The following is a 23,314-nucleotide window of genomic DNA, read 5'->3' as shown; positions in this document are numbered from 1 at the left end:
GCTCACCGCGTGAAGGCCTGGACGTTACCGGCATCCACGTTCAGGATATTGCCGGTCGATTTTGCGGACAGGTCCGAGGCAAAGAAATACGCCCCCTCGGCGATGTCCTCGGGCAGGACCGAACGTTTCAGCATCGAGCGTTGACGGTACATTTCCTCCAGCCCCTCCTTGTCGGTGCCATAGGTCGAGGCGCGCTGATCCAGCCAGTCGCCTTCCCAGATCCGAGAGCCGCGCAGCACCGCGTCCGGGTTCACCACGTTCACGCGAATACCCGCCCCTGCCCCTTCCAGCGCGAGGCAGCGGGCCAGATGGATCTCGGCCGCCTTGGCGGTGCAATAGGCGCTGGCATTGGGGCTGGCGGCCAGCCCGTTCTTGGAGGCGACGAAGATCACCGATCCGCCGATATCCTGCACCCGAAAGTTCCTGAACGCCTCGCGGCTGACAAGGAAATACCCGGTCGAAAGGATATCCATATTCTTGTTCCACAGCGCCAGCGAAGTTTCCTCGACAGGCGCGGAAGAAGCGATCCCGGCATTGGATACCAATATGTCGATGCCGCCGAATTCCACCGCCATCGCGGCATAGGCACCCGTGACCTGATGCTCGTCGGTGACGTTCATCTGCACGCTGCGGACGACATCCCTGCCATGGCGCGCGGCAAAGCCCTCATGCACCTCTTTCAGGGCATCCGCATCGATATCGGCCAGCATCACGCAGGCACCTTCGCGCAGGAACCGCTCGGCCGTCGCGGCGCCGATGCCGCCTGCCCCGCCAGTGACCAGCGCCACCCGGCCCGCCAGCGATTTCGGCTTGGGCATGCGCTGCAGCTTGGCCTCTTCAAGCAGCCAATACTCGATATCGAAGGCCTCCTGCTCGGGCAGCCCCTGATAGGTGCTGACCGAGGAAGCGCCGCGCATCACGTTGATCGCGTTCACGTAGAACTCGCCCGAGATCCGCGCCGTCGCCTTGTCCAGCGCGAAGGTGATCATGCCGACGCCGGGCACCAGGTAGACGACCGCGTTCGGATCGCGCATGGCCGGGCTGTCATCATGCTTGCAGCGGTCGTAATAGGCTGCGTAATCGTCGCGATAGGCGGCCACCGCATCGGCCAGCCCCTCGATCGTCTTGTCCAGGTCGGGATTGGCGGGATCAAAATCCACTACCAGCGGACGAATCTTGGTACGCAGGAAGTGATCGGGACAGGATGTCCCGAGCGGCGCCAATGTCTCCAGCATTTGCGAACAGGTGAATTCCAGCACGGCGGGCTGGTCATCGAAATGCCCGACCTTGTGGCGCTCCTTCGAGATCAGCCCGCGGATCACCGGCATCAGCCTTGCCGCGACCTCGCGCCGTTGCGTGGGCTCCAGCGTGGGTCGCTTGACGCCGCCGAACGGGGCGGCATCGGCTGTCTTGGCCTCCAGCCACGCGGCGGCCTTGTTGATGATGTCCAGCGTGGTCAGGTAGCAGTCCCTGGCGTCATCCGCCCAAGTGAACAGCCCGTGGCTTTCCAGCACGCAACCTTTCGCCTGCGGGTTCTCGGTCGCGAATTTCTCCAGCCACAGCCCCAGTTCGTAACCCGGTTTCTTCCACGGCAGCCAGCCAATTTCATCGCCGAAGATCTCTGCCGTCAGTTCCCTGGAATTCACCGAGGCCGCGATGGCGATGATCGCGTCGGAATGAACGTGATCGACATGTTTGCGCGGCACATAGGCATGCAGCGGTGTGTCGATCGAGGCCGCGCGCGGGTTCAGCGCGAAGGTGCAATGGGGCAGATAGCCGACCATCTCGTCCTCATGCTCGACCCCGCGATACTTGCCCTTCAGCGCCCGCAGCCGGTCCATGTAGAGCGTGGCGAACCCGTCCATCTTCATCGAACCGATATCGCCGCCCGAGCCCTTGACCCACAGCACCTCGGCCTGATCGCCGGTCAGCGGATCGGTTTCCATAACCTTGGCCGAGGTATTGCCGCCCCCGTAATTCGTCACCCGCTTGTCCGAGCCGAGCAGGTTCGACCGGTAGAGCAATTTTTCCGATTCGTTCATCGACGCGGCTTTGGCGTCATCCCACAGGTTTTCAAGCCGATTGGCGGTGATGGTCTGGGTCATGGATGCCTCCCTTGGCAGCGGCGGAACACCGGGCCTTCCCCGGGGCAAATACGCCCTCATCCATGCAAATGTCAATCATATTCAATCATAATCAGTCACAATTTGCGCGAATACCGATATATTCAGATCGAAAATGATTGACATTGCGCGAAAAGAAATGAAACTGTGCATCAAGGGAGGACGCCATGCTCGAAACCGAACGCCATCGGATCATTCTGTCAGCCGTGCAGGAACGGCCCGTGGTGACGGTTGCCGATCTTTGCGCATTGACCGGCGTCTCCGAGGCCACGGTGCGCCGCGACATCGCCCAGCTTCACCTCGCCAAGAAGCTGCGCCGTGTCCGGGGCGGGGCCGAGGCGATCTCGCCGCCGCAATTCGTCGGCATCAACGCCCGCCCCTTCGCCGTCAACCAGACCATCAACATCGCCGAAAAGCGCGCCATCGCGCAGGCCGCGGTCGATCTGTGCGAGGATGGCGATGCGATCATCATCAATGGCGGCACGACGACTTTCCAGATGGTCCATCCGCTGACCACCAAGCGGTTGCAGGTCTTCACCAACAGCTTCCCGATTGCCGAGCATCTGCTGAAACAGTCGAAGAATACCGTCCTGCTGCCCGCCGGTGCCATCTATCGCGAGCAGAACATCATCCTGTCGCCCTTCAACGATGACGGCTCGGGCCATTTCTATGCGCGGCGCATGTTCATGGGCTGCCGGGCGCTTGGGCCCCTTGGGCTGATGGAGGGCGATCCACTCCTGGTGCAGGCCGAACAAAAGCTGATCGGCCAGGCGGACGAGTTGATCGTGCTCGCCGATAGCTCGAAGTTCAGCCAGCGCTCCAGCCTGCTACTCTGCCCGCTCAGCCGCATTCACACCGTCATCACCGATGACGGCATCGACGATCGCGCGGCACAGATGCTGGAAGCCGCCGAAATACGCCTGATCGTGGCCGAGATGGCCGCATCGGACCGAAAAGCCCGCGCGGAAAAGGAATGACGCGCGGCACCGCTCATAGGGGGAGGAACATCATGAGCATTCTGAAAAAGGCCCTGACCACCGCCGCGATGGCATCTGCCCTTTTGGCAGGCGCCGCGCAGGCCGAGGACATGCGCATCGCCATCGTCGCCAAGGCTCTGGGCATCGGTTTCTTCGAGGCCGCGCACAAGGGCGCGGAAGAGGCCGCCGAAGAACTGGGCGATGTCGAGATCATCTATACCGGCCCGACCGACACCACCGCCGAGGGCCAGATCGAGGTGATCAATTCGCTGATCGCGCAACGCGTGGACGCCATCGCGGTCAGCGCCAACGATACCGACGCGCTGGTGCCGACGCTGAAAAAGGCGATGCAGCGCGGGATCACCGTCATAAGCTGGGATTCCGGTGTCGCGCCCGAGGGGCGACAAATGCATCTGAACCCGTCCTCGGCGCCCCTGATCGGCAACATGATCATCAAGCTGGCCGCCGATCACATGCCCGAAGGCGGACAGGTCGCGGTGCTGTCGGCGACGACCACCTCGACGAACCAGAATGTCTGGATCGAAGAGATGAACAAGGTCGCGGGCGATTACCCGGATGTGGAGGTCGTCGGCACCGTCTATGGTGACGACCTGGCCGACAAGTCCTATCGCGAAACGCAGGGGTTGCTGAAGACCTATCCCGATCTCAAGGCGATCATCGCGCCGACCTCGGTCGGGATCGTCGCGGCGGCGCAGGCCGTCACCGATGCCGGCAAGATCGGCGAGGTCAATGTGACCGGGCTTGGCCTGCCGTCGGAAATGGCCGGGCATGTCAGCTCCGGCGCGTCGAAATCCTTCGCGATCTGGAACCCGATCGACCTGGGCTATTCCGCGACCATGATCGCCTATCACCTGGCCAAGGGCGAGGCGACCGCCGAACCCGGCGCGACCATCCCGATGGGCCGCATGGGCGAGGTGACGCTGGACGACAATACCGAGGCGGCAATGGCCGATCCCTTCGTCTATGACGCCAGCAATGTCGAGGAGTTCGCGGAGGTCTTCTGATCCGCACTGACATTCGACCGGCCCGGCCATTCGCGCCGGGCCATCATCCGAAGGATCATCCCAATGCAGGCCCAGACAAGCCCCGTGCTGTCGCTGCGCGGCATCGTCAAGACATTCCCCGGAGTGCGCGCGCTGGATGGCGTGCAGATGGATCTCTATCCCGGACAGGTCACCGCACTGGTCGGCGAGAATGGTGCGGGAAAATCGACCATCGTGAAGATCCTGACCGGGATCTATCAGCCCGACGAAGGGAAGATCGAAGTCGATGGCGTTGAGACGCGTTTCCCCACCGCTCAGGCGGCAGGTCAGGCCGGCGTCACCGCCATTCATCAGGAAACCGTGCTGTTCGACGAGTTGAGCGTGGCCGAGAATATCTTCATCGGCCATGCCCCCCGCAACCGCTTCGGCCTGATCGATCGCCGCGCCATGAGAACCCGCGCGCGGGAAATCCTGCGCGGCATCGGCGCCGACCTGAACCCCGGCGTGAAACTGCGCGATCTTGGCATCGCCTCGAAGCATCTGGTCGCCATCGCCCGCGCGCTCTCCATCGACGCGCGCGTGGTGATCATGGATGAGCCCACTGCCGCGCTCAGCCACAAGGAAATCGCCGAGCTTTACGAACTGGTCGAGAAGCTGAAGGCGCAAGGCAAGGCGATCCTGTTCATCAGCCACAAGTTCGACGAGATCTTCCGTATCGCCGACCGCTGGACCGTGTTCCGCGACGGTCAATTCGTGGGCGAGGGGCTGATGGCCGAGACGAACGAGGCCGATCTGGTTCGCATGATGGTGGGCCGCTCGGTCGATCAGATCTATCCCAAGCGCCCCGCGCGGATCGGCAAACCGGCATTGACGGTCGCGGGCTATTGCCACCCGACCGAATTCGACGAGATCAGCTTTACCCTGCATGAGGGCGAGATCCTCGGCTTCTACGGGCTTGTCGGCGCGGGCCGCAGCGAGGTGATGCAATCGCTCTTCGGCATCACCCAGCCCTCGAAAGGCGCCTGCCGGATGGGCGGGGATGTTCGTGTCATCCGCTCGACCTCGCAGGCCGTCGATGCGGGAATCGTCTATGTTCCCGAGGATCGCGGACGGCAGGGAACGGTCAAGGGGCTGCCGATCTTTCAGAACGTCACCCTGCCCTCTCTGGACCGCACCAGCCGGGCCGGTTTCCTGCGCATGGCCGAGGAATTCGCGCTGGCCCGCGAATATACCCGGCGACTGGACCTGCGGGCGGCCTCGCTGGACCAGGATGTGGGTTTGCTGTCGGGCGGCAATCAGCAAAAGGTGGTGATCGCCAAATGGCTGGCCACCAAGCCCCGCGTCATCATCCTGGACGAGCCGACCAAGGGCATCGATATCGGCTCGAAGGCCACCGTGCATGACTTCATGTCGGAACTGGCCGCCGAGGGGCTGGCCGTGATCATGGTCAGCAGCGAGATCCCCGAGGTGCTGGGCATGTCCGACCGAGTCATCGTCATGCGCGAAGGCCGCATCGCAGCGGAATTCGAGGGCGATGCGATGACCCCCGAAAACCTCGTCCGCGCCGCCGTCGGCATCACCGGATCGGAAAACGGAGCCGCCGCATGAACCTGTTGAAATCGCGCGAGGCCATTCTGGCACTGGCCATCCTTGGCCTGCTGGCGCTGATCGCCAGCCGCTTTCCCGGCTTTGTCGCCCCCGCCAATCTCGCCGCCGTGTTCACCGACAGCTCGCCGCTGATCCTGCTGGCACTGGGGCAGATGGCGGTGATCCTGACGAAATGCATCGACCTGTCGGTGGCTGCCAACCTGGCGCTTTGCGGCATGGTCGCGGCGCTGATGAACGGTGCAGGCATCCCGCTGCCGCTGATCCTGATTGCCGTGATCGCACTCGGCGCGGCGCTTGGCGCGTTCAACGGGATGCTGGTCTGGACCCTTGGCATCCCCTCCATCGTCGTCACGCTCGGCACGATGACGATCTATCGCGGCGTGATCTTCCTGCTGACTGGGGGCGCGTGGATCAATGCCCACCAGATGAGCCCCGCCTTCAAGGCCTTCCCCCGCACGGTGATCGCCGGTCTGCCGGTCATGGCATGGATCGCCATCGCCATCATCGCTGCCGTCGCCCTGCTGATGATGCGCACCCCGCTTGGCCGCGCCTTCTACGCGGTGGGCGGCAACCCGCATGCGGCGGTCTATACCGGCATCTCGGTCGGGCGCACGCAATTTGCAGCCTTCGTATTGGCGGGCGCGCTTGCGGGGCTGACCGGCTATCTTTGGGTCGCGCGCTACGCGGTCGCCTATGTCGATATCGCCGGCGGGTTCGAACTGGACGTGGTCGCCGCCTGCGTCATCGGCGGCATCGCCATTGCCGGAGGCGCGGGAACCGTCGCCGGCTGCGTGATGGGCGCGCTGTTTCTTGGCATCATCAAGAACGCCCTGCCGGTCGTCGGCATCTCGCCCTTCTGGCAAATGGCCATCTCGGGCGCGGCCATCCTGATCGCCATCGCCTTCAACGCCCAGAGCCAGCGTGCACCGGGGCGGATCATCCTGAAACGGGCGGAGCACCGGACATGACCACCATCCAGACCGGACGCCATATCCCCGACCGCCTGACCTCGCCCTTCTCGCGCGCCCTGAAAAGCTGGGAGGCGCTGCTGCTGATCGTGGCCGTGGCGATCTTTGTCCTGAACTCCCTTGCCTCGCCCTATTTCCTCGATCCCTGGAACCTGAGCGACGCAACCTTCAACTTTACCGAAAAGGCGATGATCGCCTTCGCGATGGCGATACTGATCATCGCGGGCGATATCGACCTGTCGGTGGGCGCGATCATCGCGCTTGCCTCGACGATGATGGGCGTGGCCATGACCCTTGGCGCGCCGACGCCGGTTCTGGTCCTGCTGGGATTGGGAACGGGCCTGGCCTGCGGCGCCTTCAACGGGTTGCTTGTCGCGCGCCTCGGCCTGCCCGCCATCGTCGTGACCATCGGCACGATGAGCCTGTTTCGCGGCATCAGCTATATTGTTCTCGGCGACGGGGCCTTTACCGGCTATCCGGCCAGTTTCGCATGGTTCGGCCAAGGCTATGTGTTCTGGGTCATCACCGTCGAGATGGTGATCTTCGCCCTCGCCGCCCTCGGTTTCGGCATCCTGCTGCACCGCACCAATTTCGGGCGCATGGCTTACGCCATCGGCAATAACGCCACCGCCGCCCGTTTCTCGGGTATCCGCGTCGGGCGGGTCCGTTTCATCCTGTTCCTGCTGACCGGGCTGATGAGCGGTGTTGCCGCGATCTGCCTGACCTCGCGCCTCGGCTCTACCCGCCCCTCGATCGCCTTCGGCTTCGAGCTGGAAGTCGTCACCATTGTCGTCCTTGGCGGGGTGGCAATCCTGGGAGGTTCGGGCTCGATCACCGGGGTCGTGCTGGCGGCGCTGGTCATGGGGCTGGTGACATTCGGCCTCGGGCTTCTGAACGTGCCGGGCATCGTCATGTCCATCGTCGTCGGCGCGCTGCTGATCGCGGTGATCGCCCTGCCCCGGCTCTGGGCCATGCTCCGGAGGGGATGATGGAGAAATACGCGTTCCGAATGATGCTCAAACCCGGCATGGCGGATGAATACCGCCGCCGCCATGACCAGATCTGGCCGGAACTGGTCGAGCTTCTGCGCGAGGCCGGGGTGCAGGATTACTCGATCCACCTGGATCCGGAATGCAACGCCCTGTTCGGCGTCATGTGGCGGCGCGAGGATCACGGCATGGACGCGCTGCCCGCCCATCCGGTCATGCGGCGCTGGTGGGCCTATATGGCCGATATCATGGCAACGCATTCCGACAATGAACCTGTCGCCGTTCCCCTTGTCCCGATGTTCCACATGCCATGACCCGTATCGCCGTCATCGATATCGGCAAGACGAATGCCAAGCTGGCGCTGGTGAACGGGGAAACGCTGGCCGAGATCGCCGTTGTCACCCGCCCGAACCAGACATTGCCGGGACCGCCCTGGCCGCATTTCGACCTCGAGGGGCATTGGCGGTTCTTCCTGACGCATCTGGCGAAATTTCACGCCCGTCACGGCATCGACGCAATCTCCGTCACCACCCATGGCGCGGCGGCAGTTCTTCTGGATGCCAATGGCGAGCTTGCGGCGCCGATGCTGGATTACGAGCATCACGGCCCCGATGATCTGCGCGACGCATATGAAACGCTCCGCCCGGACTTCACCGAGACGGGTTCTCCCGGCCTGCCGCTCGGACTGAATCTCGGGGCGCAGCTTCACTGGCTGTTCGAAAGCCAGCCCGATTTGCTGGACCGCACCGCCCATATCCTCACCTATCCGCAATATTGGGGCTGGCGGCTGACCGGAGAACTGGCAAGCGACGTCACCTCAATGGGCTGTCATTCCGATCTGTGGAATCCGTGGCAAGGCCAGTTTTCGTCACTGGTCGGGCGATTGGGACTTGAGGGCAAGATCGCGCCTGCCCGGCGCTCGAAGGATGTGCTGGGGCATATCCGGCCGGAACTCGCGGCACGGACAGGCCTGCCCCCGGCCACGCCTGTCGCTGTCGGCATCCATGACAGCAACGCCTCGCTCTATCCCTATATCCTTGGCCGCAAGGCGCCGTTCACGGTAGTCTCGACCGGCACATGGGTGGTCGCGATGGCAGTGGGCGGAGATCCGGTCACGCTTGACCCGGCCCGCGACATGCTGGTGAACGTGAATGCCCTGGGTCAGCCGGTTCCCTCGGCCCGCTTCATGGGCGGGCGCGAATACGAGATCATCCGGGCAGGCCGCGAAGCACAGCCATCCGAGGCAGACCGGAACGCCGCGCTGAAAACCGGCCTGATGATCCTACCTGCTGTAGAACCCGGTTCCGGCCCGTTTCCGGGGCGTGAAATGCACTGGAGTTCCGAGCCCGGCAGCGATGGCCAACGGATGGTTGCATTGTCGTGGTATCTCGCGCTGATGACCCATAGCTGCCTTGCGCTGATCGGCTCGCGCGGGCCGGTGATCGTCGAGGGACCATTCGCGAGAAACCCGGATTTCCTTGCCATGCTGGCCGCCCTGCATCCGGATGGAATCGAGACGGCCCAATCCGCGACCGGCACCTCGGCGGGGGCCGCATTGCTGTGCATGACCCACGCCGCAGCGCCCGACACGGTCCGCACTCCTCCGCCCGCAAATGCCGCATTGCTGAGGGAATACACGGAAAAATGGCTGTCGCTGGCAAAGCAGGACAGTCCGGCATCACGCTGAAACCACTTAATCCATTCTTCTTCATGTAAATATCCCCGGGGGGCGCCGGGGGGCAGGCAGCCCCCCGGCCATCGCGGGACGCGGATTCTCACGTCCCGCGATTTTTCACATCTGACAGCATCGATGAATTGTAAAGAACTTCATACAAATGTAATCTAGCCCCGACGGGCAATGCTGCGGACCGGTGCAATCGCCGGTCAATCATCGGAAGGAGGAGGAACCGCATGACGCTTGAACAATTCAGACTGGACGGGAAGACGGCGCTGATCACCGGCGGCAATCGCGGGATCGGGTTGGCCATCGCGCAGCTCTTTGTCCAGGCGGGGGCGTCCTGTATGCTGACCAGCCGCAGCGAAACGCCGGGCCTGAAGGAGCTGCTGGAGCAGGAACCGGACCGCGTGGCCTGGATAGGCGCGGATGTGAATGACGAGGACGCCCCGGAGCGAATGGTCAAGGCCACGCTGGAGCGGTTCGGGCGGCTGGATATCCTGGTGAACAATGCCGGCGTCGCCGATAACGGCAATTTCCACGAATTCACCGACGCACAGCTGGATTTCGTCATGAGCACGAACCTGATCGCGCCTTTCCGCATCGCGCGGGCGGCCATCATGCCGATGCTGCAACAAGGCAGCGGCGCGGTGGTGAATATCGGCTCGATCTCGGGCTATGTCGCCAACAAGCCGCAATTGCAGGTCGCCTATAACTCCTCCAAGGCGGCCATTCACCAGATGACCAAGACGATGGCTTTCGAATATGCCGACAAGGGAATCCGGGTGAACGCGCTGGCGCCGGGCTATGTCGTCTCGGACATGACGGCGGGCGGGATCGCCGATCCGGAATGGAACCGCATCTGGACCGAGAACACACCGATGGGGCGCTTTGCCGAACCCGCGGAAATGGCGAATTGCGCGCTGTTCCTGGCCTCCGACGCAGCAAGCTATGTCACCGGGGCGATCCTGGTCGCCGATGGCGGCTATATCACGCATTGAACAGGGAAGGACGAGTTACATGGCAGAGCAACTGAACGAAAAGGTCGCACTCGTGACCGGCGCCGCCTCGGGCATCGGGCTGGCAACCGTGAAATCGCTGCTGGAGGCCGGTGCGAAGGTGGTCATGGCGGATCGCGACGAGGCGGCGCTCGGGCGGCTGACAACCGAATTGGGAGAGAACGCGATCCCGCAAGTGACCGATCTTCTCGACCCGGCAAGCTGCGCGGCGATGGTGCCCGAGGTGCTGGATAAGACCGGGCGCATCGACATCCTGCATTGCAATGCCGGCACCTATATCGGGGGCGACCTGACCGAGACCGATCCCGGAACCATCGACCGGATGCTGAACCTGAACGTCAATGCGGTGATGAAGAATGTCCATGCCGTCATCCCGCATATGAGCGAGCGCGGCAGCGGCGACATTATCGTGACCTGCTCGGTCGCGGGGCATTTCCCGGTGCCGTGGGAGCCGGTCTATTCCGGTTCGAAATGGGCGGTCACCTGCTTTGTCCAGACCATGCGGCGGCAGTTGAACAAGCAGGGCATCCGCGTCGGACAGGTCTCTCCGGGGCCGGTGATTTCGGCGCTGCTGGCGGACTGGCCCGAAGAGAACCTGCGCAAGGCCAAGGAATCCGGCAGCCTGATCGAGCCGGAAGAGGTCGCCGATGCGGTCATGTACATGCTGACGCGCCCGCGCAACGTGACGATCCGCGACATGATCGTGCTGCCGACGAATTTCGACATATGAACCTGCGGCAGCGGTAACCGGCAAGGGAGGGGGAACCATGGCTGAATTCACGGGGCTGAGCGTGCTGATCACCGGCGCGGCGGGCGGCATCGGACGCGCGATGGCCGGGGCTTTCGCGGCGGAAGGGGCGAGGCTCGCGCTGGTCGATATTTCGGATGCCTCGGATCTGGCATCGGAATTGCCGGGCGATCACCGGGCATATGAGCTGGACCTTTCGGATGGCGAGGCTATCGCCCGGACCGTGCCGGTGATCGGCGAGGAGATGGGGATCGACGTGCTGATCAACAATGCCGGTTTCGGCATCGTCTTTCCCGCCGAAGACAGCAGCGCGGCCCGTATTGCCGATTGGGACCGGACAGTGAATATCAACCTGCGGGCGCCGTGGCTGATCTCTGCCGCCGCCCTGCCATGGCTGAAGCGGTCAGGACGGGGAAGGATCGTCAATATCACCTCCCAGGCAGGCGTCATTGCGCTGACGGATCACGTCGCCTATGGCGCCAGCAAGGCGGGCTTGAACCTGGTGACCAAGGTGCTTGCCGTGGAATGGGCGAAATTCGGCATCACCGTCAACGCGATCGCCCCGACGGTAGTGGAAACGCCCATGGCGGCGATTGGCTGGGCGGGCGAGAAGGGCGAACAGGCCAAGCGCGAAATCCCGGTGGGGCGTTTTGCCCAACCCTCGGAAATCGCCGCCGCCGCGCTGTATCTGGCCTCATCCGGTGCGGGGATCGTGAATGGGGCGGTGCTGATGGCGGACGGGGGTTATTCGGTCAGGTAGGGTTAGCGGGACCGGCGAGGACGCCACGGGATACGTCCCGCGACGGCCCGGGGGCGTCGCCTGTCGCCGGCAGGTCTCTCGAACCAGTGGCGCACCGTCCGGCGAGCCCGAGGTGTTTGATCAAAGAAGAAAAACAGGCTGGGCGTTTCAGGGCTATTCCGTTTCCTGCCGGGAGCCTTCGCACGCCAATAATGTCTCGGCCATACCGTCGAGGCTGTCTCGGACCGTCGCGGCCCCCGCTCCGGTCAGCTTGTCGCCATGCTCCCGGCGCATGCCCTGCAGATGCGCACCTCCGGTGAAACCGACGGCGCGCATGCCCGCGGCGACGGCGCCCTTGACGCCGTGGGGCGAATCTTCCATCACCACGCATCGCACCGGATCGACGCCCAACCGGGCCGCCGCGAACAGGAAAAGGTCGGGTGCGGGCTTGCCGTGCTCGACCTGATCGGCACTGAAGGCGCGATCCCGGAACCAGCGGTCGAGGCCCGAGATTTCCAGCGTCGCATGCATTCGGCGCAGGGAGCCGCCGGTCGCGATGGCCATGGCGATGCCGCGCTGCGCCAGCATGTCCAGCATGCCGGGCACGGCATCATATGGCCGGAGCGGCTGCTGGCGGTAGGTTTCGATCAGCCGCGCCTCGAAACGCTCGGCAAAGCCATCGGGACAGGGGCGCCCTGTCCGCTCAGCGACATCCTCGCAGACCATACTCAACGACACGCCCAAAAAGCGGCGACCCAGCTCTTCCACGGTGACATCCTGAACCCCCGCCGCCTGCATCTCGGCGGCAAGAGCCCGAAGTGAAAATATCTCGCTGTCAACGAGACAGCCATCGAGATCGAAGATGATGGCCTGTGCCCCTGACATCCGGTAATCCTGTTCCTGGCTTGGGCCGGGACTCAAAGCCGGCCTTCGGTTTTGCGGTCGAACAGATGCACATTGGCCGGATCGATGACAAAACCGATCTGTTCGCCGGGATTGGCATGAACGCGGTCCTTCACGACAGCGTCGATCAGGTCCTCGCCGACACGGGCAAAGACCTGCGTCTCCGATCCCGTCGGCTCGGTTACAACCACATTCACCGGAATGCCAGCCTCGCCGATGGCGATATGTTCGGGACGGATGCCATAAGTCACCTCTTGCCCGTCGGCCAGCCCCCTATCCGGCACCGGCAGTTCGAGCCCGCTTTCCGAGACGAAGCGGCGCCCCTCCCCCTGCCCCGCGATCCGTCCATGCAGGAAGTTCATCGCCGGAGAACCGATGAAACCCGCGACGAACACGCTTTGCGGATTGTCATAAAGGTCCAGCGGCGCGCCAATCTGCTCGACCCGGCCATCGCGCATCACCACGATCTTGTCAGCCATGGTCATCGCCTCGATCTGGTCATGGGTCACATAGACGATTGTCGTCTTGAGACGCTGATGCAGTTCCTTGATCTCGACCCGCATGGTCACGCGCAGCTTGGCATCAAGGTTCGACAAGGGCTCGTCGAACAGGAAGACCTGCGGATCGCGGACGATGGCGCGGCCCATCGCGACCCGTTGACGCTGACCGCCCGAAAGCTGCTTGGGATAGCGGTCGAGCAGATGGGCGAGATCGAGGATCGAGGCGGCGTGCCGGACCTTTTCGTCGATCTCGGACTTGGGGCGCTTGGCCATCTTCAGCGGGAAGCCGATATTCTCGGCCACCGTCTTGTGCGGGTAAAGCGCGTAGCTTTGGAACACCATCGAGATGTCGCGCTCTTTCGGGGGCTTGTCGTTCACGACCTTGCCGCCGATCGAGATCGTGCCGTCGCTGATTTCCTCCAGCCCCGCCAGCATCCGCAGCAGCGTGGATTTGCCGCAGCCCGAGGGGCCGACGAGCACGACGAATTCGCCATCCTCGATATCGACGCTGACGCCATGCATCACCTGCACGCTGCCATAGCGCTTGATGACGTTGTCAATCTGGACATTTGCCACGGTTATTGCTCCTTATTGCGGCAGCTCGATCTGCATCTTCACATCGCCCGGAGGTGCGGAAGCCGCGATCTCGAAGGCACGCACGCTGTCCTTGAAATCGAATGTCCGGGTGATCAGCGGCTTGACGTCGATCGCCCCCGAGGCGAGCATCTTCACGCAGCGCGGAAAGACATGCGCATAGCGGAAAATGTTCTCGACCCGCGCCTCGCGCACCATCGCCGCCCCCGCATCGTAAGAGATCGGATCGGGCTGGCCGCCGATCATCACCACGCAGCCGCCGGGTGCCAGGGGCGCAAAGACCCCCGCCGCCGCCCTGGGCGAGCCGGTTGCCTCGAACACGACATCCGCGCCCCAGCCATCGGTGTCGCGGGCGATGACCGCCGTCACATCCTCGGAGCCGGCATTGACCGGGGTGATCGCGGGGCTGAGCCCCGCGGCAATGTCCAGCTTCGGCGCGGCAAGGTCGGTGACATAGACCCGCGCGCAGCCGGCAGCCAGCGCCGATATCGCCGTGACCAGCCCGATGGGTCCCGCCCCCATGACCAGCGCGATATCGCCCGGCTTGATCCGCGCCTTGGTGGCGGCGTGAATACCGACGGCCAGCGGCTCGACCATTGCCGCCTCGGCGAAACTGACATTGTCGGGCAGCAGGTAGGTGAAGGCCTCGGGATGCACGCAGGTCGGGCGCAGGATGCCATGCACCGGGGGCGTGGCCCAGAAACGCACCGCCGGATCGACATTATACATTCCCAACCGGGTCGCACGGCTGTTGGGATCGGGAATGCCCGGCTCCATGCAGACACGGTCCCCGGGTTTCAGCGTCGTGACCTCCGGGCCGGTCTCGATCACGATGCCCGAGGCTTCGTGACCCAGGATCATCGGCTCGTTCACCACGAAGGGACCGATGCGGCCATGGGTATAGTAATGCACGTCCGAGCCGCAGATCCCGACCGTATGCAGGCGGATGCGGACATCGCGGGGGCCGAGCGTCTCTTCCTCGCGGTCGATCTGCGGGAAGTCGCGCAGGGACAATTGGTCCTTCGTTTCGAGAACAAGGGCTTCCATGAGCTATCCCCTCCGAATGATATATGCCGCCAGAACCGCCGAGATCGCGCAGCAGATCCAGATCGACAGGCCCAGGGGCTCGATGAAGCGGAACCAGAAGAGCGACAGGGCGACCCAGATCACGACGCTGATGAACAGGCGGTCGAACCAGTTGGTCTCGATGGGCAGAAAGCCCGGCTTGGGAGTCTTGGCATCTTCGCTCATGTCGTCATCCCTTTACCGCGCCGAAGGTCAGGCCGGCCACGATATGCCGCTGCACGAGGCTGAAGATGATCAACGCCGGGATCAGCGTGAAGACCGAGATGGCGGCCATGATGCCCCATTCGGTGCCCGTGGTGGTCACGTATTCGGACAGCCCGGTGGTCAGCGTGCGGGCGTTGAAATTGGTCAGGGTCGCGGCCAGCAGATATTCGTTCCATGCGAAAACCCATGTCAGGATCAGCGTGACGGCAAGGCCGGGGCGGGCCAGCGGAAAGACCACTTCCGAGATCACCTTCCAGGCGCTGGCGCCATCGACATAGGCGGCCTCGTCCAGCTCCTTGGGGATGCCGTCCAGCGTCGGGCGCAGGGTCCAGATCGCGAAGGGCAGGTTGAAGGTGCAATAGACGAGGATCATCCCGGTCCGGGTATCGGCCAGCGAGAACTCCCCGATCCTGTAGACCTGCGTCAGCAGCAGGAACAGCGGCAGCAGGAACACGGCGGGCGGGGCCATCCGGTTGGTGATGGTCCAGAAGAAGATGCTCTCCTTGCCCGGCAGGTCGAAACGCGACAGGGCATAGCAGGCCATGAAGCCCAGCAGCGTGCAAAGCACCGCGTTGCCGGTCGAGATCACCAGCGAATTGACCATGTAGCCGCGCAGGGTGCGGTCGCCCAGCACATCCAGGTAGTTCTGCCAATAGACATCGGTCAGGATCACGCTCGGGGTCGAGAACAGCTCGACGGCGGGTTTGACCGAGATCACGAACAGCCAGTAGATCGGGAACAGCGTCAGAAAGCTGATCAATGTCCAGAACAATACCGGCAACCAGCGATTACCTTTCCTCATCGGCCTAGCCCTTCTTGGTGTTGCGCGGTGCGATCAGGCTGACATAGAGCAGCCAGCACGCCACGATGGTAAGATAGAGGACCACGACCGAGATCGCCGAACCATAGCCGTAATTCGTGCGCGGAAAGACCTCCTTGAAGATATGCACCCCCAGATAGCGGGTGGCCGATCCGGGCCCGCCCCCGGTCAGCATCAGCACCTCGTCCACGGTGCGCAGCGCATCCATCAGGCGGATGAAGACGGTGGCGATGATGGCGGGGCGGATCATCGGCAGGGTGATGTGCCAGAATATCTGCCGCTTGTTCGCGCCGTCGATCTGCGCCTGCTCGAACGGGTCGGGCGGCAACGATACCAGCGCGGCGATCAGCGACAGCGTGACCAGCGGCGTCCAGTGCCAGATATCCATGATCACGGTGACGGTGAATGCCTGAAGCGCGCTTTGTCCGATATTCAGGTTGAAGCCGAACCAGTCGTCCAGGATATTCGGCAGGATGCCGATGGAGGGCGTCGTCATCAGCTTCCAGATCGAACCGACGATGATCGGCGCCATGATCAGCGGCAGGGTATGGATGGTGCGGAAGAACGCCTTGCCCGGAAAGTCCCGCATGAAGGCCTGCGCGAGCGCATAGCCGATGATCAGTTCCGAGACGACGGCAAAGAAGACGAAGGCGACCGTCACGCCAAGCGAGGCCAGGAACTGCGCGTCGAACACGACCCGGCGGTAGTTCTCGGCCCAGTTGAAGATCATGTCGGGATTGACCGCGAACGGGTTCCACTGGTGGAACGACACGAACAGGACATAGATGAATGGCACCACGCCAAAGAAAAAAAGAAGGATCAGCGTCGGGGCAAGAAGCGCCCAGCCCAGTGTCTTGGAATGCATCGGCCTGTTCCCAACCTGTGCACGAACGGGTTGCCCCGCCTGTGTCTTCCCGGATGAAAGGCCGCCGCGATCATCACCGCGACGGCAAAGCGGTTACTGACGATAGCCAAGCGAGGTCAGTTCTTCCTCTGCCTTGGCGGCCATCTGGTCCAGCCCCTCGTCCGGACCGATATCGCCGGTCAGGATCGAGTAGAAGATCGGCGCGGTCGCCTCACGCACCTGCGCGTGGAACGGATAGGCCGGGGCGCCCCCGAACAGGTCTCCCTGATCGCGCAGCATGTCGAAATAGCCACCCAGTTCCTCGTTCAGCGCCTGCACCTTGGGATCGTCATAGGTCGCGTTGTTGGTGATCCGCGATCCGGCCAGCGCCCAATCGGCCTGCAATTCGTCCTGCGCGATATATTGCAGGAACAGAAGTGCCGCGTCCTTGTTCTTGGAGGTGACGGGCACACCGAAGGCACCGCCGTCATAATAGCCCAGGTAGCCTTCGCCGCTCTCGGCAGCCTCCAGCACACCATCGGACAGTGGCGGCAGCGCGACGCCGACATTGCCGACAACCCGTGACTGGTTCTCGTCCGAGGCGATCCAGGCGGCGTTCTCGCCGTAAACCAGCCCCTGTGCGGCGCGGCCTGCGGCAAAGGTGGTCGCCACCTCTGTCCATGTCGATTGCACCGACTCGGGCGGCGCGATGTCGCGCAGATGGAGCCACCATTTCAGCGCCTCCTTGGCCTCGGGCGAGTTCATCCGGCCGCCATTCTCGACCGTTGCGGCATAGTTGTTCTCGGGATCGATCCCCCAGTTATAGACGCCGAAGGTCGGGGCGACGGATTCGAAATATTCATACCACGACGCGGCATGGCCGGTATGCGCCTGCGCGGTCGTGCCCCACAGGTCCATGTCGTGATCCTTGCCCCATTGGGTGAAGAAATCCGCGATCTCGGTATATTCCTCATGCGTCTTGGCCGGGACCAGGTCGCGGCCGGTCTGTTCCTTGAACGCCGCCATGATCTCGGGATCCGAGAACAGGTCGGTGCGATAGAGATAGGGCTTGATGAAGGCCTCGACCGGCATGCCGTAGAGATGGCCGTCATCGTCACGGAAGAATTCGGCAAAGCTGGTCAGCAGCGATTCCTCGAATGCCGGCGCTTTGAGTTCCGGTTTTTCAGTAAGCGTGCCGGTGATGTCGGTCAGGAAATCGCGGGCCAGATAGGCATAGACGATGTCCTGCTCGATATAGACCATGTCATAGATGCCGGTCCCGGCCTCCATGTCCTTGATCGCCTTGTCATACATCTGGTCCCACGAGGTGGTCTCGATATCGACGCGAATGCCGGTCAGTTCCTCGAATTGCGGGGCGAGCACGTCCTTGATGTAGTTCGAGGGCGGCGTCGCCTCGGTCACGCCACGCAGGGTCACGCCCTCGAATTGCGCCCCCGCCTCCTTCCAGAAACTGTCGTCCTGGGCCGTGGCCATGCCAGCGGCAAATGACAGCGCCAGCGCCGAGGCACCGATCTTCAAAGCAATATTCATGGTTGTATCCTCCCCTATGCGGACCCACCGCCTGCCGTGATGGACAGATACGCAGTTGGTTCCGCTTCGCCTCTGCCCGCATCATGACAAATGTATGAGCAACCATGCAAGAAAAATTTTCGTTTGTATCTGTTTTAATACATTTGTAAGGCAGCCACATTCAGCGCCTTGACGAATTTTCGAAACTCGTGATGGGATGCGCAGATGGATAATACCGATATTTCAGAAGAAGATGCGTTTCTTGCCCAGGTTTGCTGGCAATATTACGTCAACGAACTGACGCAAGCCGAGATCGCCAAATATCTGGGCGTCACACGCCTGCGCGTCAATCAGGCCATACAGAAGGCAAAATCGACCGGAATTGTCAGGGTCCAGATCGAATCGCCCTATCTGCCGCGAATCGAGTTGCAGGAACGGTTGCAGGAACGCTTTGGCCTGCACCGGGTCCAGGTCGCCCCCACTCATCCGCAACTCTACGACTTCCATCGTCCGGCAGGCACGGCATTGGCAAGTTACATGCTCGACCGGGTGAGATCGGGGAAATGGCACAGGATCGGGGTGTCATGGGGGATGACCTTGCAGGCCACTATCGACCGCCTTCCCAAGCTGTCCATGCCGGATGTCGAGATCATCTCGATGATCGGGGGCACAAGCCGGGGCGAGATGTTCAATTCCTTCGGTATCGCCTCGGGTTTCGCGGAACGTTTCGGGGCAAGATACTCGCTTCTGGCCGCGCCGATCTTTCTCGGTGAAGAGGTTGAGCGCCGTGCATTCCTGGCGCAGGAGAATTTCGAGAAACATTTCAAGAAGCTGGAAACGCTGGATGCCGCGATCCTGACGGCCAGCAATATCTCGGCGAAATCCTACCTGATCTCTTCGGGCCTGCCCGAAGGCGTCACGCCGGAAGGATTGATCGAAGCCGGGGCGATCGGCGATGTGGTCTGCCGCTTTCTCGATGGCAATGGCGACCTGGTTTCGGACAAGCTGGACCGGCAGACGATCGGGATCGAGTTGGAGGTGCTGAAATCCGTGCCAGACCGGATCCTGGCGGCGGCGGGACCGCATAAGGTGGACATCATTCGCGTCATCGCCAGCCAGGGCATCGCCACGACATTGATCACCGATGACGTGACAGCCAAGCTGCTGCTGGACGAATAGGGCCGGATCTCCCGGCCTCCGCTCCCTGCCTCAGAGCCTTCCGACCTCGACTGTCCTGGCCCCCTTCGCCTTTGCGAGAAGGCACAGCCAGTCATGCGCCACGGTCGCAGCCGCGATCGCGGTTATCTCGGACTGATCATATGGAGGCGAAACCTCGACGACATCCAGCCCCACCAGGTCCAGACCACCGAGACCGCGAATGAATTCCAGCGCCTGCCACGAGGCCAGCCCCCCCGGCACGGGCGTCCCCGTCCCGGGCGCAAAGGCCGGATCCATGCCGTCCACGTCAAAGGAGATATAGACCGGGGCATCACCGGCACGCTCGCGCGCCACCTGGATTGCGGCGTCGATGCCATTGCGGTGGATCCAGGGGCTGGTCAGGATCTCGAAGCCGAAATCCTCGTCGTTGAAGGTCCGCAGGCCGACCTGCGTGGACTTGCCGACATCGATGAGCCCTTCGCGCGCGGCGCGCAGGAACATGCTGCCATGGTCAAATTGCATCCCGTCATCCGCCCAAGTGTCGCAATGGGCGTCGAACTGGATCAGCGCCACCGGGCCGTGTTTTTTCGCCTGCGCCCTCAGTAGCGGGTAAGCGATGGAATGATCCCCACCCAGGGCCAGCGTCCGGGCGTCGCCTTGCAGGATTTCATCGGCTTGGGCCTCGATGGCCGGGCGGATGGTTTCGGGATGATGAGGATCCAGATGCACGTCCCCGTAATCCACGACCGACAGGGTCTCAAAGGGATCGAAGCCGAAGGGAAACGCCTTCAGTTCGGCCAGTTGAACCGAGGCGGCACGGATCGCCTGCGGCCCCAACCGGCAGCCGGGCCGGAAGGTCACCGCATTGTCATAGGGCACCCCGATCACGGCCACGTCCACCCCGTCGAGATCGCGGCTGTAATTGCGGCGCAGGAAACTGAGCGCACCGCCATAGGTCATCTCGTGCCAGCGGCCCCTGGTCGTGTCCTTGCGGCGAAAGGCCTGGTCACCCTTGCTCGGCATGCTTCCTGCTCCTGTCGATTCGCGATGCTGCGGCGATGGTATCGCCGTTCCCTTATCCGGCAATAGCCGCCCGATTAAAATCCAAGCCTGTCGCGCAGCGCATACCACCACGAACCGACCATGGAATAAGGGACCCGGAACATCCGACCGCCGGGGAACGGATACCAGGGCACCTTGTCGAACATGTCGAAACGGGTCAGTTCGCCGTCGATGGCTTCGGACAGGATCCGCCCGAACGTATGCGAGCCGGTGACCCCGTGGCCGGAATAGCCATGCGCGAAATAGGTGTTGTTGCCGATCCGCCCCATCTGCGGCACGCGGCTGAAGGACAGCGCGAAATTCCCGCTCCAGGCATAGTCGATCCGGATGTCTTTCAACTGCGGAAAGACCTTGAGCATGTTGGGCCGCAGCTTGGCCTCGATATCGCGTGGATCCGTGCCGCCATAGACCGTCCCGCCGCCGAAAAGCAGGCGCTTGTCCCCGGACAGGCGATAATAGTCGAGAATATAACGAATATCCTCGACGCAGGCATCCTGCGGCAGCAGTGAATGCGCACGCTCTTCGCCAAGCGGCTCGGTCGCCATGACCTGCGTCGATACGGGCATCACGCGCGAGGTCAGCGGCGGGACCACATGGCCCAGATAGGCATTGCCGCAAAGCACGAGCGTCTTGCAGGTCATCTCGCCCCTGTCGGTTTTCACGACCGGCTTCCCGGCCCCGGTATCGACATGGATCACGGGTGACATCTCGTAGATCCTGCCCCCGAGCTTCTCGAAAGCCGCGGCCTCGCCCAGGGCCAGGTTGAGCGGGTGCATATGGCCGCCGGTATAATCGATCAGCCCACCCTCGTAGAGGTCGGAATTGACATGTTCGCGCAGCTGATCCCTGTCCAGAAGCTTTTGGTTCGTGATGCCGTAGCTGGCCCATAGCTTCATCCGCTCTTCCAGCTCTTTCATGTGAGCCTTGGTCAGACCGGTGAAGATATTCAGGTCCTTCAGATCGCATTGGATATCATAGGTCCTGACCCGCTCGCGGATGATCTCACCACCCTCCTGGACCAGTCCGGCAACGAATGTGGCGGTGTCCTGGCCATAGCGTTTCCGGATGGTTTGCAGGCTGGCGTTCAGCCCGTTGACGATCTGGCCGCCATTGCGCCCCGAGGCGCCCCAACCGACCCGCGCGCCCTCGATGATCGCGACCTTGTAGCCCTTTTCGACAAGATGAAGCCCCGTGGACAGCCCGCTGTAACCGGCGCCGACGATACAGATGTCGATCTCGCCCTTGCCGGTCAGCCGGGGGCGGTCGGGCGAGGGATTGGCCGAGGCGGCGTAATAGCTGCTGGTGTGGCTGCCGTCACCGGCATAGGGATGCGTCATCGCGTTCATCACACGACCTCCAGGTAGGAGTGATACTCGAAATCGGTCACATGGCGGCCGAAGCGCTTGCTTTCCTGTGTCTTGCACTCGACCAGCATGGTCTGAAGCCGCCTGGAGAACACCTCTGGGACATGCTTTCCGCGGGCGAAAGCATCAATCGCGCTGGCCCAGTCCAACGCGAGATGCGGCAGGTCCAGGCGATAGGCATCCCCGACGATGGCCGGGGGCGGCACCATCCCGTTCTCGATCCCGATCAGCGCGCCGCCCAGGATGCTGGTCAGCACCAGATAGGGATTGGCATCCGCCCCGGCGACCCGATGCTCGATCCGCCGCGCCTTGTGGCTTCCTCCGGGAATGCGGATGGCGGCGGTGCGGTTCTCATAGCCCCATGCGGCCCTGGTCGGAGCATGTGTGCCCGGCATCAACCGGCGATAGGAATTCTCGTGCGGCGCGAAGGTCAGGCTGTTTTCCTGCATCGTGGCCAGCAGGCCGGCGACGGCTTGATGCATAAGCGGCGTGCCCTCTTCTCCGCCGTTGTCAAAGACATTCCTGCCCTTTTCGTCGATCAGCGAGAAATGCACATGAAGCCCGCTTCCCGCGCGGTCCCCATAGGGCTTGGCCATGAAGGTGCCCGCATATCCGTGCTTGCGCGCGATCCCCCGCACCACCCGCTTGAACAGCACCGCGTCATCGGCGGCACGCAACGGGTCGCCGACATGTTTCAGATTGATCTCGAACTGCCCCGCCCCGTTTTCCGAGATCGCCGCATCCGCCGGGATCCCCTGCGCGGCACAGGCATCGTAGACATCATTCAGGAAGCCGTCGAAATGCTGCAATTCATCCAGCGACAGGACATCGTCCGTATCCAGACGCTTGCCCGTCACCGGAGAGCGCGGCGCATCGGGCCGGTCGCCCGACGGATCGCACAGGTAGAATTCCAGCTCGGTCGCCACGACGGGGGTCAGCCCCCTTGCCTTGTAGCGATCGGCGATGCGCCCCAGGGCACGGCGCGGATCGCCCTCGAAGGGCGAGCCATCTTCGCGGCGCATCCAAAGCATCGCCATGGCGGTCGGTCGGTTCGACCAGGTGATCGGCAACAGGTCACGCCCGGTGAAATCGCACAGCCCATCGGAATCGCCGGTCTCGAACAGCAATTCGCTGTTCTCGATATCCTCGCCCCAGATATCCACGCCCACGACCGAAAGCGGCATCCGCATCCCGCCCTCGACGACATTATCCGCGTGATCGACCGGAACCCGCTTGCCGCGCAGGGTGCCGTTCAGATCGCAGACACAGGCAAAGATCGCCTCGATCTCCGGTCGATCCCTCAGCCATTTTTTCGCGCGGTTGGCAGGCATGATTATTCCTTAATGATACCAATGCAAGAATTGTGATATCTTTTTATGATTTACTATATCAAACCTTC

Annotated in this window: 22 protein-coding genes; 11 read left to right on the top strand and 11 right to left on the bottom strand. The window is 62.8% G+C overall.

The window, feature by feature from the left end; translation table 11 throughout:
• Nucleotides 1-2: 2 nt before the first annotated feature.
• Nucleotides 3-2,105: a bifunctional rhamnulose-1-phosphate aldolase/short-chain dehydrogenase gene (locus A7A09_RS03035; protein WP_106689974.1), complete on the bottom strand. Its 2,103-nt coding sequence runs from the start codon at nt 2,103-2,105 to the stop codon at nt 3-5.
• A gap of 185 nt (nt 2,106-2,290) precedes the next feature.
• Here A7A09_RS03035 and A7A09_RS03030 point away from each other — a divergent pair, with 185 nt between their 5' ends.
• From A7A09_RS03030 to A7A09_RS02985, 10 genes are all read left to right on the top strand, one after another.
• Nucleotides 2,291-3,100 (top strand): DeoR/GlpR family DNA-binding transcription regulator, encoded by an 810-nt coding sequence (locus tag A7A09_RS03030; protein WP_106689973.1) that lies wholly within the window; start codon nt 2,291-2,293, stop codon nt 3,098-3,100.
• A gap of 32 nt (nt 3,101-3,132) precedes the next feature.
• Nucleotides 3,133-4,125, top strand: coding sequence for a rhamnose ABC transporter substrate-binding protein (gene rhaS / locus A7A09_RS03025; RefSeq protein ID WP_106689972.1), 993 nt, complete (start codon nt 3,133-3,135; stop codon nt 4,123-4,125).
• Nucleotides 4,126-4,188: 63 nt separating this feature from the next.
• Complete coding sequence (locus A7A09_RS03020) at nt 4,189-5,712, top strand: sugar ABC transporter ATP-binding protein (protein WP_106689971.1); 1,524 nt, start codon at nt 4,189-4,191, stop codon at nt 5,710-5,712.
• A complete protein-coding gene (locus A7A09_RS03015) occupies nt 5,709-6,680 on the top strand; it encodes an ABC transporter permease (RefSeq protein ID WP_106689970.1) in 972 nt (323 codons plus the stop codon). The genes A7A09_RS03020 and A7A09_RS03015 overlap by 4 nt, the downstream gene beginning before the upstream one ends.
• A complete protein-coding gene (locus tag A7A09_RS03010) occupies nt 6,677-7,669 on the top strand; it encodes an ABC transporter permease (RefSeq protein WP_106689969.1) in 993 nt (330 codons plus the stop codon). The genes A7A09_RS03015 and A7A09_RS03010 overlap by 4 nt, the downstream gene beginning before the upstream one ends.
• Nucleotides 7,669-7,983: an L-rhamnose mutarotase gene (locus tag A7A09_RS03005; RefSeq protein WP_211341013.1), complete on the top strand. Its 315-nt coding sequence runs from the start codon at nt 7,669-7,671 to the stop codon at nt 7,981-7,983. The genes A7A09_RS03010 and A7A09_RS03005 overlap by 1 nt, the downstream gene beginning before the upstream one ends.
• Nucleotides 7,980-9,356: an FGGY-family carbohydrate kinase gene (locus A7A09_RS03000; RefSeq protein ID WP_106689967.1), complete on the top strand. Its 1,377-nt coding sequence runs from the start codon at nt 7,980-7,982 to the stop codon at nt 9,354-9,356. Before A7A09_RS03005 ends, A7A09_RS03000 begins: the two co-directional genes overlap by 4 nt.
• Before the next feature lie 224 nt (nt 9,357-9,580).
• Nucleotides 9,581-10,345 (top strand): SDR family NAD(P)-dependent oxidoreductase, encoded by a 765-nt coding sequence (locus A7A09_RS02995; protein WP_106689966.1) that lies wholly within the window; start codon nt 9,581-9,583, stop codon nt 10,343-10,345.
• A 19-nt stretch (nt 10,346-10,364) separates the two neighbouring features.
• A complete protein-coding gene (locus A7A09_RS02990) occupies nt 10,365-11,093 on the top strand; it encodes an SDR family oxidoreductase (protein WP_106689965.1) in 729 nt (242 codons plus the stop codon).
• 37 nt (nt 11,094-11,130) lie between these two features.
• Complete coding sequence (locus tag A7A09_RS02985; RefSeq protein WP_106689964.1) at nt 11,131-11,871, top strand: SDR family oxidoreductase; 741 nt, start codon at nt 11,131-11,133, stop codon at nt 11,869-11,871.
• Between the two features lie 153 nt (nt 11,872-12,024).
• Here the strand turns inward: A7A09_RS02985 and A7A09_RS02980 are convergent, their stop codons facing one another.
• From A7A09_RS02980 to A7A09_RS02950, 7 genes are all read right to left on the bottom strand, one after another.
• Entirely contained in the window at nt 12,025-12,735 is a 711-nt protein-coding gene (locus A7A09_RS02980) for an HAD family hydrolase (protein WP_106689963.1), read from the bottom strand.
• Nucleotides 12,736-12,767: 32 nt separating this feature from the next.
• Entirely contained in the window at nt 12,768-13,829 is a 1,062-nt protein-coding gene (locus A7A09_RS02975; protein ID WP_106689962.1) for an ABC transporter ATP-binding protein, read from the bottom strand.
• 12 nt (nt 13,830-13,841) lie between these two features.
• Entirely contained in the window at nt 13,842-14,894 is a 1,053-nt protein-coding gene (locus A7A09_RS02970; RefSeq protein WP_106689961.1) for an NAD(P)-dependent alcohol dehydrogenase, read from the bottom strand.
• 3 nt (nt 14,895-14,897) lie between these two features.
• Entirely contained in the window at nt 14,898-15,098 is a 201-nt protein-coding gene (locus tag A7A09_RS02965) for a DUF2160 family membrane protein (RefSeq protein ID WP_106689960.1), read from the bottom strand.
• Nucleotides 15,099-15,102: 4 nt separating this feature from the next.
• The gene (locus A7A09_RS02960; RefSeq protein ID WP_106689959.1) at nt 15,103-15,939 is read right to left on the bottom strand and encodes a carbohydrate ABC transporter permease; all 837 of its coding nucleotides are present in this window, start codon (nt 15,937-15,939) and stop codon (nt 15,103-15,105) included.
• A 4-nt stretch (nt 15,940-15,943) separates the two neighbouring features.
• Nucleotides 15,944-16,822: a carbohydrate ABC transporter permease gene (locus A7A09_RS02955; RefSeq protein WP_106689958.1), complete on the bottom strand. Its 879-nt coding sequence runs from the start codon at nt 16,820-16,822 to the stop codon at nt 15,944-15,946.
• Between the two features lie 93 nt (nt 16,823-16,915).
• Complete coding sequence (locus A7A09_RS02950) at nt 16,916-18,352, bottom strand: extracellular solute-binding protein (RefSeq protein ID WP_106689957.1); 1,437 nt, start codon at nt 18,350-18,352, stop codon at nt 16,916-16,918.
• Nucleotides 18,353-18,556: 204 nt separating this feature from the next.
• Here A7A09_RS02950 and A7A09_RS02945 point away from each other — a divergent pair, with 204 nt between their 5' ends.
• The gene (locus tag A7A09_RS02945; RefSeq protein ID WP_106689956.1) at nt 18,557-19,510 is read left to right on the top strand and encodes a sugar-binding transcriptional regulator; all 954 of its coding nucleotides are present in this window, start codon (nt 18,557-18,559) and stop codon (nt 19,508-19,510) included.
• 30 nt (nt 19,511-19,540) lie between these two features.
• On the opposite strand, the gene speB is transcribed toward A7A09_RS02945, so the two are convergent.
• From speB to A7A09_RS02930, 3 genes are all read right to left on the bottom strand, one after another.
• Nucleotides 19,541-20,512 (bottom strand): agmatinase, encoded by a 972-nt coding sequence (gene speB / locus A7A09_RS02940; protein ID WP_106689955.1) that lies wholly within the window; start codon nt 20,510-20,512, stop codon nt 19,541-19,543.
• A 74-nt stretch (nt 20,513-20,586) separates the two neighbouring features.
• On the bottom strand, nt 20,587-21,897 hold the full coding sequence (locus A7A09_RS02935) for an NAD(P)/FAD-dependent oxidoreductase (RefSeq protein WP_106689954.1): 1,311 nt from the start codon (nt 21,895-21,897) through the stop codon (nt 20,587-20,589).
• On the bottom strand, nt 21,897-23,246 hold the full coding sequence (locus A7A09_RS02930) for a glutamine synthetase family protein (RefSeq protein ID WP_106689953.1): 1,350 nt from the start codon (nt 23,244-23,246) through the stop codon (nt 21,897-21,899). The genes A7A09_RS02935 and A7A09_RS02930 overlap by 1 nt, the downstream gene beginning before the upstream one ends.
• Nucleotides 23,247-23,314 lie beyond the last annotated feature (68 nt).

This window comes from Paracoccus methylarcula (assembly GCF_003007735.2).
GTDB lineage: Bacteria > Pseudomonadota > Alphaproteobacteria > Rhodobacterales > Rhodobacteraceae > Paracoccus > Paracoccus methylarcula.
Note: the sequence above shows the minus strand (reverse complement) of the source record. Positions and strands in the feature narration are given on the sequence as shown.

Coding starts and splice junctions, on each gene's coding strand:
- A7A09_RS03020 (WP_106689971.1), top strand. CDS start 4,189: ATGCAGGCCCAGACAAGCCCCGTGCTGTCGCTGCGCGGCATCGTCAAG.
- A7A09_RS02930 (WP_106689953.1), bottom strand. CDS start 23,246: ATGCCTGCCAACCGCGCGAAAAAATGGCTGAGGGATCGACCGGAGATC.
- A7A09_RS02935 (WP_106689954.1), bottom strand. CDS start 21,897: ATGAACGCGATGACGCATCCCTATGCCGGTGACGGCAGCCACACCAGC.
- A7A09_RS03005 (WP_211341013.1), top strand. CDS start 7,669: ATGGAGAAATACGCGTTCCGAATGATGCTCAAACCCGGCATGGCGGAT.
- A7A09_RS02990 (WP_106689965.1), top strand. CDS start 10,365: ATGGCAGAGCAACTGAACGAAAAGGTCGCACTCGTGACCGGCGCCGCC.
- A7A09_RS02950 (WP_106689957.1), bottom strand. CDS start 18,352: ATGAATATTGCTTTGAAGATCGGTGCCTCGGCGCTGGCGCTGTCATTT.
- A7A09_RS03015 (WP_106689970.1), top strand. CDS start 5,709: ATGAACCTGTTGAAATCGCGCGAGGCCATTCTGGCACTGGCCATCCTT.
- A7A09_RS02970 (WP_106689961.1), bottom strand. CDS start 14,894: ATGGAAGCCCTTGTTCTCGAAACGAAGGACCAATTGTCCCTGCGCGAC.
- rhaS (WP_106689972.1), top strand. CDS start 3,133: ATGAGCATTCTGAAAAAGGCCCTGACCACCGCCGCGATGGCATCTGCC.
- A7A09_RS03035 (WP_106689974.1), bottom strand. CDS start 2,105: ATGACCCAGACCATCACCGCCAATCGGCTTGAAAACCTGTGGGATGAC.
- A7A09_RS02985 (WP_106689964.1), top strand. CDS start 11,131: ATGGCTGAATTCACGGGGCTGAGCGTGCTGATCACCGGCGCGGCGGGC.
- A7A09_RS02955 (WP_106689958.1), bottom strand. CDS start 16,822: ATGCATTCCAAGACACTGGGCTGGGCGCTTCTTGCCCCGACGCTGATC.
- A7A09_RS02995 (WP_106689966.1), top strand. CDS start 9,581: ATGACGCTTGAACAATTCAGACTGGACGGGAAGACGGCGCTGATCACC.
- A7A09_RS03000 (WP_106689967.1), top strand. CDS start 7,980: ATGACCCGTATCGCCGTCATCGATATCGGCAAGACGAATGCCAAGCTG.
- A7A09_RS03030 (WP_106689973.1), top strand. CDS start 2,291: ATGCTCGAAACCGAACGCCATCGGATCATTCTGTCAGCCGTGCAGGAA.
- A7A09_RS02945 (WP_106689956.1), top strand. CDS start 18,557: ATGGATAATACCGATATTTCAGAAGAAGATGCGTTTCTTGCCCAGGTT.
- A7A09_RS02960 (WP_106689959.1), bottom strand. CDS start 15,939: ATGAGGAAAGGTAATCGCTGGTTGCCGGTATTGTTCTGGACATTGATC.
- A7A09_RS02965 (WP_106689960.1), bottom strand. CDS start 15,098: ATGAGCGAAGATGCCAAGACTCCCAAGCCGGGCTTTCTGCCCATCGAG.
- speB (WP_106689955.1), bottom strand. CDS start 20,512: ATGCCGAGCAAGGGTGACCAGGCCTTTCGCCGCAAGGACACGACCAGG.
- A7A09_RS03010 (WP_106689969.1), top strand. CDS start 6,677: ATGACCACCATCCAGACCGGACGCCATATCCCCGACCGCCTGACCTCG.
- A7A09_RS02980 (WP_106689963.1), bottom strand. CDS start 12,735: ATGTCAGGGGCACAGGCCATCATCTTCGATCTCGATGGCTGTCTCGTT.